This is a genomic window from Bradyrhizobium sp. CIR18 (assembly GCF_014198295.1).
Classification (GTDB): Bacteria; Pseudomonadota; Alphaproteobacteria; order Rhizobiales; family Xanthobacteraceae; genus Bradyrhizobium.
This window is the reverse complement of record NZ_JACIHF010000002.1, coordinates 860731-876681: the sequence shown is the minus strand read 5'-3', so window position 1 is coordinate 876681 and position 15951 is coordinate 860731. Positions and strand designations below refer to the sequence as shown.

Genomic DNA, 15951 nt, shown 5'->3' with positions numbered 1-15951 from the left:
CTCTCCGCGAATATCAGTCGCATGCGACAATCAGGCGACATGGCGCCGCAGGGGGCGCCGCAGCAATCCTACCCTCCCCCTCCAGGGGAGGGTGAACTACCCACACGAGCAGCGCTGAACAGACGAACGCCTGCGCTCCCGCTGGCCGCTCGCCTCAGTAGAACTTGTGGAAATGATGGACCGGGCCGTGGCCGTGCCCGACGCTGAAGCGGTCAGCGGCTGCGATGGCCGCGCTGATCCAGGTCTTGGCGTTGCGCACGACAAGCTCCAGACCTTCGCCCTTGGCGAGCCCCGCCGCGACCGCCGAGGACAGCGAGCAGCCGGTGCCATGGGTGTTGCGTGTGGCAACGCGCGGCGCCGCAAGCGCGATCGTGCTTTCGGACGTGACGAGATAGTCGGTACTCTCGGCGCCCTCGCCGTGTCCGCCCTTGATCAGGACCGCACCGCAGCCGAGCGCCAGCAGGCGATGCCCCTGGGTTTCGATCTCGGCCTCGCTTGCAGCGACCGGCTCGTCGAGCAGAGCCGCGGCCTCCGGCAGATTGGGCGTGATCACCGACGCCAGCGGTATCAGTTTTGTGCGGAGCGCGTCGACGGCCTCGGATGCCAGCAGCCGGTCGCCGGAGGTCGCCACCATCACGGGATCGAGCACGACATGGCCGGGCGCCCAGCGCGACAGCGCGGCCGCGATCGCATCGATACTGGCGACCTGGGCCACCATGCCGATCTTCACCGCGCCAATGTCGAGATCGGAAAACACCGCATCGATCTGCGCGGTGACGAACTCGGCCGGCACCGCATGAATGCCGGTGACGCCGCGCGTGTTCTGCGCGGTCAAGGCCGTAATGACGGACGCGCCGTAGACGCCGAGCGCGGCAAACGTCTTCAGGTCGGCCTGGATGCCGGCGCCGCCGCTCGAATCGGAGCCGGCGATGGTGAGTGCGACCGGGGTCGTCATCGCCGGACACCTTTGCTGGATACAGACACCGCCATGGCCTGTCCTAGCGCGGCCGTGGAACACCGGCAAGCGCACCGAGCCGTGTCCGATAGTGATTCGCGACGCCGTGCATTCCCTGCGAATCAGGCAAACAGCGGGCCGCCTCGCCCCGCAATCGTGCGGACTTGAAAATGCAACCGCGCCGGACCCTTGGTATAGTCTCGAACCTCACCTGCTTCGCCGAAGAGCGCGAGGTGAGAGTGGAACTGTCCAGCGACACCCATGTTGCGGGCTCACGGCCCGCAAGCCGCCTGGAACGGAATCTTGGGGTGGGAATGATGTGGGCCTTTTTTGAACGTCTCCTCGACTCGTCCATGCTGTCGCCGCACGGCATCTGCCTGTTGTGGGAGCCTGAGCTGATCTGGCTTCACGTCGTGTCCGACGCCTGCATCGCCGCCGCCTATTTTTCGATTCCGTTTGCCCTTGCGATCCTGGTCACCAAGCGGCGCGACCTAAAGTTCGGCTGGGTCTATTGGGCCTTCGCGATTTTCATCATGGCGTGCGGCCTCACCCATGTGCTGTCGATCTACACGCTCTGGGTCCCGGTCTATGGCATCGAGGGCATGGTCAAGGCGGCGACCGCGGTGGCATCCGTGGTCACGGCGGGCGCGCTCTGGCCGCTGCTGCCGAAGATCCTGACGATCCCCTCGCCGTTCGAGCTGCGGCAGGTCCAGGCCGCGCTCGAGGAGGAGGAGATCAAGAGCCGGGACGCGACGCTGCTGCTCAAGCAGGTCAGCGACGCCCAGCGCGCGATGCGCGAGAGCGTGGCGCGCCTCACCGCGATCGTCGAGACCGCGGTCGACGGGGTCATCCTGCTCGACGCGCAGGACCATATTCTGCTGTTCAATCCGGCCTGCGAGCGCTTGTTCGGCTACTCTGCCGACGAGGTCATGGGCCGGAACGTCAGGATGCTGATGCCCGAGGCGGGCACCGCGCCCGACAGCCACGCAAGGCATTTCGCGACCGCCGGCGAGGCCATCGGCCTGCGCAAGGACGGTTCGACCTTTCCGATGGACGTGTCGGTCGGCCGGACCCGGCAGGACGGCGAATTGATCTTCGTCGGCATCGTCCACGACCTGACCGCGCGCAAGCTGACCGAGCAGCAGCTCCAGCAGGCGCAGAAGATGGAGACGGTCGGCCAGCTCTCCGGCGGCATCGCCCACGACTTCAACAACCTGCTCACCGTCATCATCGGCAACGCCGAGCATCTGAGCGAGCAGCTCAAGGCGAGGCCCGACCTGCGCCGCTTTTCCGAGGACATCTGCCAGTCGGGTGAGCGGGGCGCCGAGCTGACGCAGCGCCTGCTCGCGTTCAGTCGCCGCCAGTTGCTGCAGCCCCAGACGATCGATTGCCGCGGCCTGCTCGAGTCCATGTTCAAGCTGCTCAAGCGCACCTTGCGCGAGGACATCGAGATCAGGACGGCTTCCAGGCCCGGCACGATCGTGGCCTTCGCGGATCGGGCCCAGCTCGAATCCGCCGTGCTCAACCTTGCGCTCAATGCGCAGGATGCCATGCCGGCCGGTGGTCATCTGACCCTGAGCACGGAGTTGACGACACTCGACGACGACTATCGCGCCCTTCACCCCGAAGTCGCATCCGGCAGCTATGTGTTGATCTCGATCACCGACGACGGCGAAGGCATGACGCCGGACGTCACCCGGCGCGTGTTCGAGCCGTTCTTCACCACCAAGGAGGTCGGCAAGGGCTCGGGCCTCGGCCTCAGCATGGTCTATGGTTTCGCCAAGCAATCCAATGGCCATGTCACGATCTACAGCGAGCCGGGCCTTGGGACGACGGTCCGGATCTATTTGCCGCGCGCGGACATTGGATCATCGCACGCCGAGCTTTCCGATGGCGAGGACGCGGCGCCCCGAGGATACGAGACGATCCTGATCGCCGAGGACGATCCGTTCGTTCGCTCCTCCGCCATTCGCAGGGTGGAAGCTCTCGGATATCGCGTCGTTGCCGCGGTCAACGGCAAGGAGGCCTTGCAGCAGCTGCGTACCGAGCCCGGTATCGACATGCTGTTCACCGACATCGTGATGCCCGGCGGCATGAGCGGCTGGGAGCTCGCCGACCAAGCGCGGCGGATTCGTCCCGGTCTGCCGGTCCTGTTTACCTCGGGCTACGCGCTGGAGACCCTGGTCGAGCAGGGCCACGCGCATGCGCAGGCGATCGTGCTGACCAAGCCCTATCGCAAGGTCGAGCTCGCCCAGCGGCTCAGAGACGCATTCGCCGCGGCCGTGGTGACGTCCTAAACGAGGGACCGGCATCTGGCGGCCGGCAAGTCCGCTTGCTAAATCGGGCCGGGTTTGGCCTATTAGCCGTCAGATACGCTTTCGGAGTGCCCGCGATGGTTCCTTTCTTCGTCCAGATCAAATGCAAGCTCGGTCAGTCCTATACGGTCGCCAATGCGCTTGCCGAAGCCGAGATCGCGTCCGAGATCTACTCCACGGCCGGCCAATATGACCTCCTGGTGAAATTCTACGTCGACAAGGACACCGACATCGGACATTTCGTCAACGAGAAGGTGCAGGTGCTGCCGGGCATCCAGGACACCCTCACCATCATCACCTTCAAGGCGTTCGGCGCCAGCTGAGCTAACCAGCTTCCTTGCGCTTGGGCCGCGGCGGACCGTCGACCGGCGGCAGCGATTTGAGATAGTCCGCCATCGCCGCAATATCCGCGTCGGACAATTGCGAGGTGTTCTTGATCACCCGCCTCATCGCGCCGCCGACGCTGTCGCCGTCGGGCAAGTCGCCGGTCTTGAGCAAATCGGCGATATCCTTGGCGCTCCACTCGCCGAGGCGCTTCTGGGTGATGTTGGGGACCCACCCCTCGCCTTCCGGATTGGGCCCGCCGGCAAAGCGCTCGCCCGAGATGATGCCGCCAAGCGCGTTGCGCGGGCTGTGGCATTCGGCGCAATGGCCAAAGCTGTTGACGAGATAGGCGCCGCGATTGAATTGCGGCGACTTGGTGCCGTCAGCGACGAAGCGCTTGCCGTCCATGAACAGCAATTTCCAGATGCCGACATTGCGCCGGATATCGAAGGGAAACGGGATATCGTGGTCACGCACCTTGCCGGCAACAGACGGCAGCGTCTTCAGATAGGCGAAGAGATCGAGCACGTCCTCGCGCCTTGCGTGCTGATAGGACGTATAGGGAAAGGCAGGAAAATAATGCTGCCCGTTTGGCGAAACCCCGTGCATCACCGCGTTGATGAAGTCGGCGTCGGTCCATTTGCCGATGCCGTCGTTCGGATCGGGAGAGATGTTCGGCGCGTAGAACGTTCCGAACGGCGACTTGATCGCGAGGCCGCCACCGAGCTTGACACGGTCGGGCTGGTCCGGAGTGGCATGGCAGGACGCGCAGCCCCCGGCGTTGAACATGGCCTCGCCGTTGGCAAGGTTTGCCACGTGGGCCGGCGCATTGCCCGCGGCCGCCACCACTGGCGCGCTGAGCCACCAATAGACCACGGCAGCAGTGACCGCGGCGAGCAGCCCCACGAGAATTGTTCGTTGCAACATGCGGATCCATTCACTCGTCGCGGAGAATCTAAGACTGATGCCGTCGCGACTCCAACCACGAAGAATTTAGCCAGCCCCGGCCGGAAACGGGAATAAACTGAAACGCCGGCTGTTGAAAGTTTGGCAGCCCGAACGGGCTCAGCAGGGAGAATGTCATGAACAAGACCGTCATTGCCGCCTTAGCGCTCGGTGCCGTTGCTTTTGCCGGCCCGGCCAGCGCCGAAAAGCTGAAAGCAACGCTCGACGGCAAGTCCGAGGTGCCGGCAACGACCACCAGCGGCACCGGAACCGCCGATCTGGACTATGATGCCGCCAGCAAGAAGCTGTCGTGGACCGTCACTTATTCCGGGCTCTCCGGCCCCGCCACCGCCGCGCATTTCCACGGCCCGGCCGAGGCCGGCAAGAACGCAGGCGTGGCCGTTGCGATCCCGAATGCGGCCGCGAGCCCGGTCAAGGGCGAAGCGACGCTCACCGACGCGCAGGCCGCCGATCTGCTCGGCGGCAAGCTCTACATTAACATCCACACCGCGGCGAACCCGGGCGGCGAGATCCGCGGCCAGGTGACGAAGTAAGCCGCGACGCTGCTTCGTTGCGTGAAGGCCGGGCGCAGGAGGGGCGTCCGGCCTTTTCGATTCCGGCCGCGCCTTAAGCCGCGTTCAGCGCCTGCGTGAGGTCGGCAATCAAGTCGGAGGGATTCTCGATGCCGATCGACAGCCGGATCGTGGAATCGAGCACGCCGATTTTCCGGCGGATGTCGGCGGGGACGCCGGAATGGGTCATGGTCGCAGGCAGGCTGGCGAGCGATTCCGTGCCGCCGAGGCTGACCGCCAGCTTGAGGATCTGCAGCGCGTTGAGGAATTTGACCGCAGCGTCCTTGCCGCCGACGATGTCGAACGAGAAGGTGGATCCCGCCCCCAGGCATTGCCGCGCGAACACACGCCCGGCCGGCGAGGCCTCCTCGTGATGACCGAGATAGTGGACCTTGGCCACCTTGGGGTGATCGCGCAAATAATCCGCCACGAGGCGCGCATTCGCATCGGCTTTTTCCATGCGCAGGCTCAGAGTCTCGAGCGAGCGGTTGATCATCCAGCAGGAATGCGGATCGAGCTGAGTCCCGATGGCGCCCCGGAGCGCCTTGATGCCTTTCATCAGCGCCTTCGAGCCGAGCGCGGCGCCCGCGATCAGATCGGAATGACCACCGACGTACTTCGTGAGCGAGTAGAGGGAAATGTCGGCGCCGTGCTCGATCGGCCGCTGAAACACCGGTCCGAGCAGCGTGTTGTCGCAGGCGATGATCGGCGTGTGTCCCTGGGCCTTGCCGATAGCGTCGGCGATGCGGCGGATCATGGCGACATCGACCAGGCCGTTGGTCGGGTTGGCCGGGGTCTCGATCAGGATCATCGAAACGCGGCCCTTGGCCATGGCCTCCTCCGAGGCCTGCTTGACGGCGGCTTCGTCGATCCCGTCGGCAAAGCCGACGGCGCCGATCGACAGGCGGGCCAGCGTGTTCGTCAGCAGCGTTTCCGTCCCGCCATAGAGCGGCTGTGAGTGCAGGATGACGTCGCCCGGGCGAGCGAAAGCCAGGATCGTGGTGGCGATGGCCGCCATGCCGGACGAGAACAGCGCGCAGCTCTCGGTGCGCTCGTAGATCGAGAGCCTGTCCTCGACGATCTCGCTGTTGGGATGGTTGAAGCGCGAATAGACCAGACCCGCACCCATGCCTTCCGGCGGCTCGCGCCGACCGGCGACGAAATCGAAAAAGTCCTGCCCGTCATCGGCCGTCCTAAACACGAAGGTAGAGGTCAGGAACACCGGCGGCTTGATGGCGCCTTCCGACAGTTGCGGATCATAGCCATAGGTCAGCATCAGCGTTTCAGGGTGCAGCATGTGATTGCCGATGTGGGTCTTCGACGGAAACGGTTTTGCCATGGCCTGTCTCGCTGTTGATTGGGGTCTTCGCCGCGCGTTGGAACTCCTGATGTAATGAGGCAGTCGGGAAAGAGGTGCGCCTCGTCGCATCAACGCCACGGCCGTTGGCTCGAAGATAGCTGCTCCGGCAGCGATCTGTCAGACCTTGCGCACAGAAAAAGGGCGGTCGCTTTCGCAACCACCCTTCATAATTCCAATGCAGTATGTAGCCCGGACGAGCGAAGCGACATCCGGGACAGACTATCAACTCGGCTGGACTCCCCGGATATCGCTTCGCTCATCCGGGCAAGGGACTCTGTAACCCGCTATTTCAACTTCACCCGATAGGTCTCGTGGCAATCGTTGCAGCGATCATTGATCGCGGTATAGGCCGCTTTCAGGCTCGCGACGTCGGTAATCTTGCCTTTGACGTCGGCGATCGCCTTCTGCACTGGCGGAATCTTGGAGTCGAAATCGGCCTTGTTCTGCCAGACCTTTTGCGAGGCACCGTACGTCGCGTTCACCACGTCCTGCTTGGGATTGACCTCGAAGGTCTTGGCGATCTTGGCGACGTCGGCCTCGATGCTGGCAATGGCCTGATCGGCAGCCTTCCGGTCGAAGGGGATATCGCCCTTCGTCATCTTCTGGATGACGCCATACTGGTTCTTGGCGATCGAGCGCATCAGATTGTCCTGCTGGACGGCAATCTCCTGTTGCGCCATCACGGCGCCGGCCCCCAGCAAAAGGGTGCCCACGACAATCATCGTTCTTTTCATTGGCTAACGTCTCCGGCTCGCAGAGGTGAGGATGGGCCCATCCATGGATAGAACCCCGCAGCGGGCATTTATTCCCGCCGCGGAAGAATCCCGCCTAGAGGCTGTGGCGGCGATGGTGCTCGCTGATGGCGATCCACACTCGCTCGGGGGTCGCGGGCATGTCGATGTGGTCGATCTTGTACTCGCGCCAGAGGGCGTCGACGATGGCGTTGACGACGGCCGGACAGGAGCCGATCGCGCCGGCCTCGCCCGCCCCCTTCACGCCCAGCGGATTGGTCTTGCAGGGCACGTTGGCGGTCTCGAACACGAAAGCCGGCCCGTCCGCCGCGCGCGGCAGCGCGTAGTCCATGAAGGTCGCGGTGATGAGCTGGCCGTCATTGGGCCCATAGACCACCTGCTCCATCAGCGCCTGGCCGATGCCCTGCATGGCGCCGCCATGCACCTGGCCGGCCAGCAGCAGCGGGTTGAGCGTCTTGCCGAAATCGTCGACGATCACGTAGTTGACGATTCTGATGATGCCGGTGGCCGGATCGATCTCTACCTCCGCCAGATGCGTCCCATTCGGGTAAGTGCCGTCGGCACTGGCGAAGGTCGCGCTGCCGTTCAGCTTCGACGGATCGGCGCCGGGCCGCTTGGCAATGTCGGCGAAGGAGATCGAGCGGTCAGTGCCGGCGATCCGGATCACGCCATCGGTGATCTCGAGGTCGCCCGCACTTGCTTCCAGCGCTTGCGCGGCGATCTCCTTCAGCTTCTTGCCGAGATCGCCCGCAGCACGCTCCACGCAGACGCCGCCGGTGGGAATCGATGCCGAGCCGCCAGTGCCGAGGCCGGTCGCGATCTCGTCGGTGTCGCCCTGGCGGATATGCACGCGCTCCGGCGGCAGGCCGAACTGCTCTGCGACGATCTGCGCATAGGCGGTCTGGTGGCCCTGCCCGCTCGATTGCGTGCCGATCAGCACGGTGACGTCGCCACTGGGATCGAGACGGACGTTGGCCGTCTCCTCACCCATCACGCCGCAGATCTCGACGTAGCTCGCAAGACCGATGCCGCGGATCAGCCCGTTCTTCTTGGCCGCCTTGGCGCGCTTGCCAAATTCCTTCCACTCGGCGATCTCCATCGCGCGCTTGAGATGCGCGGCGAAATCGCCGGAATCATAGACCTTGCCCGTCGCGGTCTTGTAAGGCAGCGCCTTCGGCGGAATGAAATTCTTGCGACGGATGGCATCGGGCGTCATGTCGAGCTTTCGCGCGCAGGCGTCGACGAGACGTTCGATGACGTAGGCCGCCTCCGGCCGCCCGGCGCCGCGATAGGCATCGACCGGCACGCTGTGCGTGAAGATGGTGCGCACCCGGCAGTGGAAGGCCTGGATGTCGTAGAGGCCCGGCAGCATGCCCGCGCCGCCATGCGGGATGTAGGGGCCGAAGGTCGACAGATACGCGCCCATGTCGCCCATCAGGTCGCAGTCCATCGCGAGGAACTTGCCGTCCTCGGCCAGCGCCATCTTCGCAGTGGTGACGTTGTCGCGGCCCTGCGCATCGCCCAGGAAATGCTCGGAGCGATCTGCCGCCCACTTCACCGCCTTCTTCAGTTTTCGCGCGGCGACCGCCATCAGGGCGTATTCCCGGTACGGAAACAGCTTTGTGCCGAAGCCGCCGCCGACGTCGGGGCAGATCACCCGCATCTTGTCGGTGGGGATGTTGAGCACGTTCTGGCACAGGATGTCGCGCAGGCGATGGCTGCCCTGGCTGCCGATCGTCAGTGTCAGATGGTCGCGCTTGGCGTCATATTCGCAGACCGCTGCGCGCGTTTCCAGGAAGCTGGCAACCACGCGCGGATTGACGATGGCAATCTCGGCGACCGCATGCGCCTTGGCGAAAGCAGCTTCCGTCGCCGCCTTGTCGCCGATCGAGACGTCGAACAGCACGTTGCCGGCCTTGTCCGGCCAGACTTGCGGCGCGCCCTTCTTGACGGCGTTGACGACGCCGGTCACCGCCGGGAGCGGGCTCCATTTGACGTCGATCGCCTCGATCGCATCGCGCGCCTGGTCGATGGTCTCGGCGACGACGAAGGCGACGGCATCGCCGACATGGCGCACCTCGTCCTTGGCCAGGATCGGGTATGGCGGGCCGGTGAACGGATCGGTCTCGAGGTTGAACAGGCAGGGCAGATTGCCGAGATCCTTGACGTCATCGGCGGTCAGGATCAGCGCGACCCCGGGCAAGCCGCGGGCGCGGCTCACATCGATGGTGTATTTGGCATGCGCGTGCGGCGAGCGCAGCATCAGGCAGCGGAGCGCAGCCTGCGGCGCATAATCGTCGGTATAGCGGCCCTTGCCGCGGATGAGCGCGTCATCCTCCTTGCGCAGCACGCTTTGGCCAACGCCGAACTTGATGGGAGCCGCCATTTTATCTTCCCGTTCTCATGGTTGTTTTGCCGGCATATTGCCGTGGAAAAACTGGCAAGGCAAACGGCTTTAGGCGGGCACGAGCCGCGAAGAACCACCTCGTCGGTCAGAGCGGGGCGGGGCCGGCAGGCCGCAGTCCGGTCATTTCCGTATGAAGATTGATGGTCCCTCGGGCGGCCTCGGCGCACATGGTCCCGGCCAGGCGGCACGACGGCAGGATCGTTACCGAACTTGCACCACAAACGCGCGCCCGAAAACAAGCAGTGGTGCTTACCGCCGCTTGTTCGCAAAGCGCGTGTCCACGTCGCGTGGTTGATCATTTACATCCCGCCGCGGCCCCACAGAGTCCTCGTGCTATCTCTCAGTCTGTCAATGGCGCGTTCAGGCGCGATGCGGTCGATCTCGCCGCGCGTCAAGCCGATATCCATCAGCTCCCTGTCGCTGAGGTCCTGCAAGGCGACCCCTGCGCGCGGCCGCCAATCCTGAAACGCCCGCCAGTATCGCCTGAGTAGGCTCTGGACGATGGAGAGGTCGAGGCCACGCCTTGCGGCGTCGACCTCCGTCGCGGCTGTGATGTTGGTCTGTTGTGGTGGCATCGGATGCTCCTGCTGTTGAGCCGGCAGGGAGCGTGGCCAAACAAAAGGCCCCGTCCGATGCCGGCGGGGCCTGGTGGAAAAGATGTCGTCGTCGAATTGCTAGCGCACGACTCCTTCCACGGCCCAGCCGAAGCGGGTCATGTGGTTGCGGTTGACGGTGCGCGAGCATTTAATCATGCAGCGCGTATAGCACGCCAATCGCGCAAAATCAAGAGATGTGCCGATGTCCGTTGCACCCTGGGGGCGAGCACCTGCTTGCCTAGCCGCGCGCGAGCGAGACAAGCCAGCTGCGGCCAACAGGATGAGATCGCGAGAGCATGGACAATCGTGCCGCCAACGGCGAGCAGGACGAGCGTCAACTCGTCATGGAAATGCATCGAGGCGAAAGCTGAACCGCTGAGGCGCGCGATCCGCCTGAACGCTGCGGCGAGGATGATCCCGGTCAGCAGGAATTTGGCGAGCGACATGCGCCAGGCGCGGTCAAGCACGAGAAAGCCGCGCCGCGCGGCAAAGAAGAGCACCAGCAGCAGAATGGTCCAGCTTCCCGGCGTACACTCAGACGCCGTGCTTGGGCGATGTCATGGCGAGCTAACGGTTCTTCCGAGTGTTTCAGCATGTTGCCACTTTTAGGAGGACTTGTCGGGTGGGTTCAGATCGGCAACACTGCTTGGATTTCCAGTAATTGCTTTGATGGGTGTCCTCATGCCCGAAACATTGGAAATCCTGTTGTGGTGTGCCGCGCTCGCGACGTGGCTGATGCTTTCCTTCAGGATAATAAGCGAGCGCCTGAAGCCGCTCTCAGATCTCGTCAGCCATCTGCTCGAAGTTGCTTTCAGGCACAAGGCGAAGTGACGTAGTAACGGCCGCAAAGGCACGGCTTGGCAGCTGCCGAGCTGGCAGAGCTGCGCCTCGCGTTGATGGCGTCAAGACGAACGGACCAAGCGCGGCACATCGTGCGGCTGCAACCTCTCGCAACCCTACTGGGGCCGACGATGCTCACTCGAAGCAAGTTATTGGCTATCAGGCTGAGGAAACGGCTGAAACGAACAACGCTGCTTAGCCTTCCAGCCTCCGATCGAGGGCGAACCGGCCTCCTCCGGTGACCAGGATCAACAGAGCGCCTCCTGATATCGAGATGTTCTTCAGGAAATTATTGTACTGCCCGATCTGTTGCGGACCGGCGGGATACTCCCAGTAACGATGTGCGATCGCAGTCGCCGACAATACAAACAGAAAGATCAAAATTGCGCAGTAGCGCGTACCAATGCCGAGTATCAAACCAACCGATATCAGTATTTCCAGGATGACGGTGGTCGTCGTGAACAGCTGCGGCACTGGAAGGTTGAGCGATCGAAAATAACCCACTGAGCCACTGAAGTTGGAAAGTGCTCCATACACGCTTCCAACAAACACCCATGCAAGCAGGATGCGGCCGATCAGGATCAGCAGGTCGGCATTGCTGGTGGCGAACTGGTCGATCCGAGATGTGGACCAGGGAGAGCGAAATGACATGGTCACTGCCTCATCGCGTGCTACCTGAGGACGGCACCTGAATATCGTATCACGATTGGCGAACCGCATGAAGGCCGCCCCGCGGGGCATGACGCACTGTAGACCCCTGGTGCATCCGAGGCCCAACAAACGGTCCATCCGCTCACGGCGTTGGCCGCGTTCAAAGCGATTCTTCGGCGCGGTGACGGCGGGCTAGGCGTGTTGGCTTTCGGCACACGCCTAGCCGCGCACCAGCGAGACCAGCCAGCTGCGGCCGAACAGGATGAGGATCGCAAGCGCGTAGACGATCGTGCCACCGACGGCCAGTAGGACCAGTGTCAACTCGTCGTGGAAGCGCATCGAGGCGAGAGCTGAAGCGCTGAAGTGCGCGATCAGCCAGAAGGCGGCGGCGAGAATGACCCCTGTCAGCAGGAATTTGGCCAGCGACATCAGCCAGGCGCGGTCGAGCACGAGAAAGCCGCGCCGCACGGCGAAGAACAGCACCAGCAGCAGATTGGTCCAGACGCCGATGGCGGTGGCGAGCGCAAGTCCGATCTGCGCGAGCGTCCCCATCAAGGCGAACTTCAGCGCGACGTTGACGGCGATGCCGGTCAGCGACGCCCGCACCGGCGTCGCCGTATCCTTGCGCGCATAGAAGGTCGCAACCGCGCTGCGGATCAGCACGAACGGGATCAGGCCGATGGCGTAGGCCGCGAGCGTGCCGCCGGCGGCGACCGCATCGGCCTTGGAGAACGCGCCGCGCGCGAACAGCGCGCGCATGATCTCGTCGGGCACGGTGAGGAACGCGGCCACGAACGGGACCGAGAACAGCAGCGTGAAATCGAAAGCGCGGCGTTGCGCCTTCATCGCGCCGTCATGGTCGTTGGCGGTGATCCGCCGCGACATCTCCGGCAGCAGCACGGTGCCGATGGCGATGCCGATCACGCCAATCGGAAGCTGGTTGAGCCGATCGGCGTAATAGAGCGCCGACAGCGCGCCGGCCGGCAGGAAGGTCGCGATGATGGTGTCGGCGAACAGCGCCACCTGCGTGCCCATCGAGCCCAGCGTCGCGGGGCCGAGTGCCTTGAAGAAGCCGCGGACGTCTTCGTCGAGCTTGAGCGGCGCAAACCGCGGCAGACCGCCATGGCGGGCGAGATCGCCGGCGAGCAGGAAATATTGCAGGAAACCGGAGATCAGGACGCCCCAGGCCGCGGCGTGGCCCGCGCTCGGAAACCAGACGGCGACCGCCAGCGTCATCATCATCGAAACGTTCAGGAAGATCGAGGCGGCCGCGGCGCTGGCAAAGCGCTGCATCACGTTGAGCATGCCGCCATAGAGCGTCACCAGCGTGATCAGCAGGAGATAGGGAAAGGTGATCCGGGTCAGCTCGATCGCGAGCTTGCGCTGCTCGGCATCCTCACCGAAGCCCGGCGCGAGGATACTCATGGCCTGCGGCATGAACAGCCAGGCGACGATCAACAGCACCACCTGCGAGGCCAGCAGCAGCGTGAAGATGCGGTCGGCGAACAGGCGCGCCGCCGCCGCGCCCTTTTCGCCATGGACATGCGCATAGGCCGGCACCCAGGCGGCGTTGAAGGCGCCCTCGGCGAAGATCGCGCGAAAATGATTGGGCAGCCGCAGCGCGACGAAAAAGGCGTCGGCCACGGGACCGGCGCCGAGGATCGCCGCGAGCATGATGTCGCGGGCAAACCCCGTCAGCCGCGAGAGCAGCGTGTATCCGCCGACTGTGAAGATGCGTCCGAGCATGCGTCTGTTTTAGAGACTAATCAGCCTAACGATAAGGCTTTGAAGTTTGACGTGATCAAAAAAGACGGGCGCTCGGCCTGCGATGCGCATTGCCGTGCCCTCTCCCCTTGTGGGAGAGGGCAGCGAGGCTGGTAGATGCAAACTCAATCGGGTGAGGGGTATCTCTCAGCGCATACCGTGTGGAGAGAGACCCCTCACCCGTCTCGCCGCTATGCGGCGAGCCACCCTCTCCCACAGGGGGAGAGGGTAAGCGATCAGCCCGCAATCGCGCCGCGGACGGCGGCGATGATTCGCTCCTGATCGGCTTCGGTCAGATAGGCGTGCATCGGCAGGCTGATGACATCCTGCGACAGGCTCTCGCAACCGGGCAGGCCGCCCTCGGCGACCGGATATTGCTTGTAGGCGGTCTGCTGATGCATCGACTTGCCGTAATAGATCGCGGTCGGCACGCCCTGGGCTTTCAGCGCGGCCGCGAAGCCGTCGCGATCGGTGCCCTCAGGGAGGCGGATCGTGTACTGCGCCCAGACCGAGGTGTTGCCGGGTGCCAGGCGCGGCACGGTCACGACGTTGCTCAGGCCCCGCGCGTAGCGCTCGGCGACCTTGTTGCGGGCGGCGATCTCGTCGTCGAAGATCTTCAGCTTCTCGATCAGGATCGCGGCCTGCATGGTGTCGAGCCGGCCGGTCAGGCCGAGGCGGACGTTGTCGTATTTGTCGACGCCCTGCCCGTGCACGCGGATGCTGCGCAAGGTGGCCGCGAGATCGTCGTCATCGGTGAAGATCGCGCCGCCGTCGCCGAAGCAGCCGAGCGGCTTTGCGGGGAAGAAGCTGGTCGTGGTGGCGAGCCCGAAGGTGCCGAGCTTGCGGCCCCTGTAGCTCGCGCCGAACCCTTGCGCGGCGTCGTCGATCACGAACAGGCCTTCGGCCCTGGCGATCTCGGCGATGGCATCGTGGTCGGCGGGCTGGCCGAACAGATCGACCGGAATGACCGCAACCGGCTTCAGGCAGGCCTTGCGGGCGATTGCGATGCCGCGCTTGAGCGACTCCGGGCTCATGTTGAAGGTCGTCTCGTCGACATCGACGTAGACAGGGGTCGCGCCCATCCGTGCCGCCGGCGACGCGGTCGCGATGAAGGTGAAGGACGGACACAGCACGGCATCGCCGGGGCCGACGTTCTTTGCCATCAGCACCATGAGAAGCGCGTCGGTGCCGCTGGCGCAGCCGATCACGTGCTTGGCACCGCTATAAGTCGCGAGCTGCTTCTCGAGCTCGGCGACTTCAGGGCCATTGACGAACTGGCAGTGGTCGAGAACGCGCTTGACCGCGGCATCCAGCGAAGCGCCGAGCCGGCGGCGCTGCGAGGCGACGTCGATGAAGGGAATGGGTTCGGAACGCAGATGCTGGTTCATGACCTGGCTCTTGGCGCCTTCTTGAATGGTCGACATGGATGAAGGGTTCAGCCGGCGACGCGGCGCGGGCCCTTGAGGGCGGGCGATTTGGCCGCGGGCCGCGACGGCGTCTCCAGGCACTGCGTCGCGATCTCGAGGCTGGCGACGCCTTCGTCGCCTGTGACCGCCGGCGTCTCGCCGTTGCGCACCGCCTTGAGGAACGCGATCAGCTCGGCGCGGAGCGGCTCGTCATGTCCGACCGGCAGATGCCGCATCGAATAGCTGCCGTCCGGCTTGAAGCCGAAGCACTCGGTGACCTGGCGCGTGAGCAGATCGCCCATCACGTATTTGCCGCGCGTCGCGACCGTGACGCTGCGCGCCTTGAACGGCGTCAGCCAGTTGGTGTTGATGTGGGCGAGCACGCCGCTCTCGGTGCGGAACTGCAGCAGCGCGATGTCCTCGCGCTCGGCGACCGCGCTCGACAATTGCGGCTGCACCTCGACGATGTCGGATTCGGTGAACCAGCGGATCAGGTCGATGTCGTGCACGGCGAGGTCGATGACGACGCCGACATTGGACATGCGCGGCGGGAACGGGCCGACGCGCGTGATCGCGATGGAAAGAATGTCTTCGCCAGCGATCGCCTGCTTGACGGCGGCAACCGCCGGATTGAAGCGCTCAACATGGCCGACCATCAGCGTGACGCCGGCCTTTTGCGCGGCAGCGACGATCTCGCGGCCCTCCTCCACCGTGGATGCGATCGGCTTCTCGACCAGAACATGAATGTTCCTGGCGATGCAGGCGAGCGCGACCTCGTGATGCAGATGGGTGGGAGCTGCGATGGTGACGGCGTCGACGCCTTCGGCGAAGAGCTGGTCGAGCGTCTCGAAGCTTGCGCAATTGGCAAGTTCCGTCGCGCGTGTGCGATGTGCCGGCGAAGGATCGACGACGCCGACGAGGCTGACGCCGGGAAGACCCGCAAGCACGCGCGCGTGGTTGCTCCCCATCACGCCGGCGCCAATGACGCCGACGCGCAAGCCGGCCTTTGCCGGTGCAGACCCTTTGGAACTCATCTGAGTAAACCCCGATTCAACGCAAATCCC

The 15951-nt window shown here is 64.3% G+C and carries 14 protein-coding genes; 4 read left to right on the top strand and 10 right to left on the bottom strand.

What is annotated here, in order from left to right; genetic code table 11:
• Positions 1-154: 154 nt before the first annotated feature.
• Positions 155-955 carry a bifunctional hydroxymethylpyrimidine kinase/phosphomethylpyrimidine kinase gene (gene thiD, locus GGD65_RS12640; RefSeq protein ID WP_183235453.1) on the bottom strand — a complete coding sequence of 267 codons (801 nt, stop codon included), beginning with the start codon at positions 953-955 and terminating at the stop codon, positions 155-157.
• A gap of 353 nt (positions 956-1308) precedes the next feature.
• On the opposite strand from thiD, the gene GGD65_RS12635 reads away from it, so the two are divergent.
• Together GGD65_RS12635 and GGD65_RS12630 are read left to right on the top strand one after the other, a co-directional pair.
• Positions 1309-3252: a PAS domain S-box protein gene (locus GGD65_RS12635; RefSeq protein WP_246783254.1), complete on the top strand. Its 1944-nt coding sequence runs from the start codon at positions 1309-1311 to the stop codon at positions 3250-3252.
• 95 nt (positions 3253-3347) lie between these two features.
• Positions 3348-3593: an Lrp/AsnC family transcriptional regulator gene (locus GGD65_RS12630; protein ID WP_018317369.1), complete on the top strand. Its 246-nt coding sequence runs from the start codon at positions 3348-3350 to the stop codon at positions 3591-3593.
• A 1-nt stretch (position 3594) separates the two neighbouring features.
• On the opposite strand, the gene GGD65_RS12625 is transcribed toward GGD65_RS12630, so the two are convergent.
• Entirely contained in the window at positions 3595-4521 is a 927-nt protein-coding gene (locus GGD65_RS12625; protein WP_183235451.1) for a cytochrome c, read from the bottom strand.
• Positions 4522-4676: 155 nt separating this feature from the next.
• On the opposite strand from GGD65_RS12625, the gene GGD65_RS12620 reads away from it, so the two are divergent.
• The gene (locus tag GGD65_RS12620) at positions 4677-5093 is read left to right on the top strand and encodes a CHRD domain-containing protein (RefSeq protein ID WP_018317371.1); all 417 of its coding nucleotides are present in this window, start codon (positions 4677-4679) and stop codon (positions 5091-5093) included.
• A 73-nt stretch (positions 5094-5166) separates the two neighbouring features.
• On the opposite strand, the gene GGD65_RS12615 is transcribed toward GGD65_RS12620, so the two are convergent.
• From GGD65_RS12615 to GGD65_RS12600, 4 genes are all read right to left on the bottom strand, one after another.
• The gene (locus tag GGD65_RS12615) at positions 5167-6450 is read right to left on the bottom strand and encodes a cystathionine gamma-synthase family protein (protein WP_183235450.1); all 1284 of its coding nucleotides are present in this window, start codon (positions 6448-6450) and stop codon (positions 5167-5169) included.
• Positions 6451-6755: 305 nt separating this feature from the next.
• Complete coding sequence (locus GGD65_RS12610; protein ID WP_018317373.1) at positions 6756-7205, bottom strand: cytochrome c; 450 nt, start codon at positions 7203-7205, stop codon at positions 6756-6758.
• Between the two features lie 94 nt (positions 7206-7299).
• Positions 7300-9609: a xanthine dehydrogenase family protein molybdopterin-binding subunit gene (locus GGD65_RS12605; protein WP_183235449.1), complete on the bottom strand. Its 2310-nt coding sequence runs from the start codon at positions 9607-9609 to the stop codon at positions 7300-7302.
• A gap of 320 nt (positions 9610-9929) precedes the next feature.
• Entirely contained in the window at positions 9930-10205 is a 276-nt protein-coding gene (locus tag GGD65_RS12600; RefSeq protein WP_183235448.1) for a DUF1127 domain-containing protein, read from the bottom strand.
• A gap of 702 nt (positions 10206-10907) precedes the next feature.
• On the opposite strand from GGD65_RS12600, the gene GGD65_RS12595 reads away from it, so the two are divergent.
• Positions 10908-11057, top strand: coding sequence for a hypothetical protein (locus GGD65_RS12595; RefSeq protein WP_183235447.1), 150 nt, complete (start codon positions 10908-10910; stop codon positions 11055-11057).
• A 204-nt stretch (positions 11058-11261) separates the two neighbouring features.
• Here GGD65_RS12595 and GGD65_RS12590 read toward each other — a convergent pair whose 3' ends face one another.
• The 4 genes from GGD65_RS12590 to GGD65_RS12575 all read right to left on the bottom strand — a co-directional run bounded on the left by GGD65_RS12590 (position 11262) and on the right by GGD65_RS12575 (position 15921).
• Positions 11262-11717 carry a DoxX family protein gene (locus GGD65_RS12590; RefSeq protein WP_183235515.1) on the bottom strand — a complete coding sequence of 152 codons (456 nt, stop codon included), beginning with the start codon at positions 11715-11717 and terminating at the stop codon, positions 11262-11264.
• Between the two features lie 219 nt (positions 11718-11936).
• Entirely contained in the window at positions 11937-13463 is a 1527-nt protein-coding gene (gene murJ / locus GGD65_RS12585) for a murein biosynthesis integral membrane protein MurJ (RefSeq protein ID WP_179737727.1), read from the bottom strand.
• Between the two features lie 254 nt (positions 13464-13717).
• Positions 13718-14905 (bottom strand): DegT/DnrJ/EryC1/StrS aminotransferase family protein, encoded by a 1188-nt coding sequence (locus GGD65_RS12580; RefSeq protein WP_283813659.1) that lies wholly within the window; start codon positions 14903-14905, stop codon positions 13718-13720.
• 11 nt (positions 14906-14916) lie between these two features.
• On the bottom strand, positions 14917-15921 hold the full coding sequence (locus GGD65_RS12575) for a Gfo/Idh/MocA family protein (RefSeq protein ID WP_018317380.1): 1005 nt from the start codon (positions 15919-15921) through the stop codon (positions 14917-14919).
• Positions 15922-15951 lie beyond the last annotated feature (30 nt).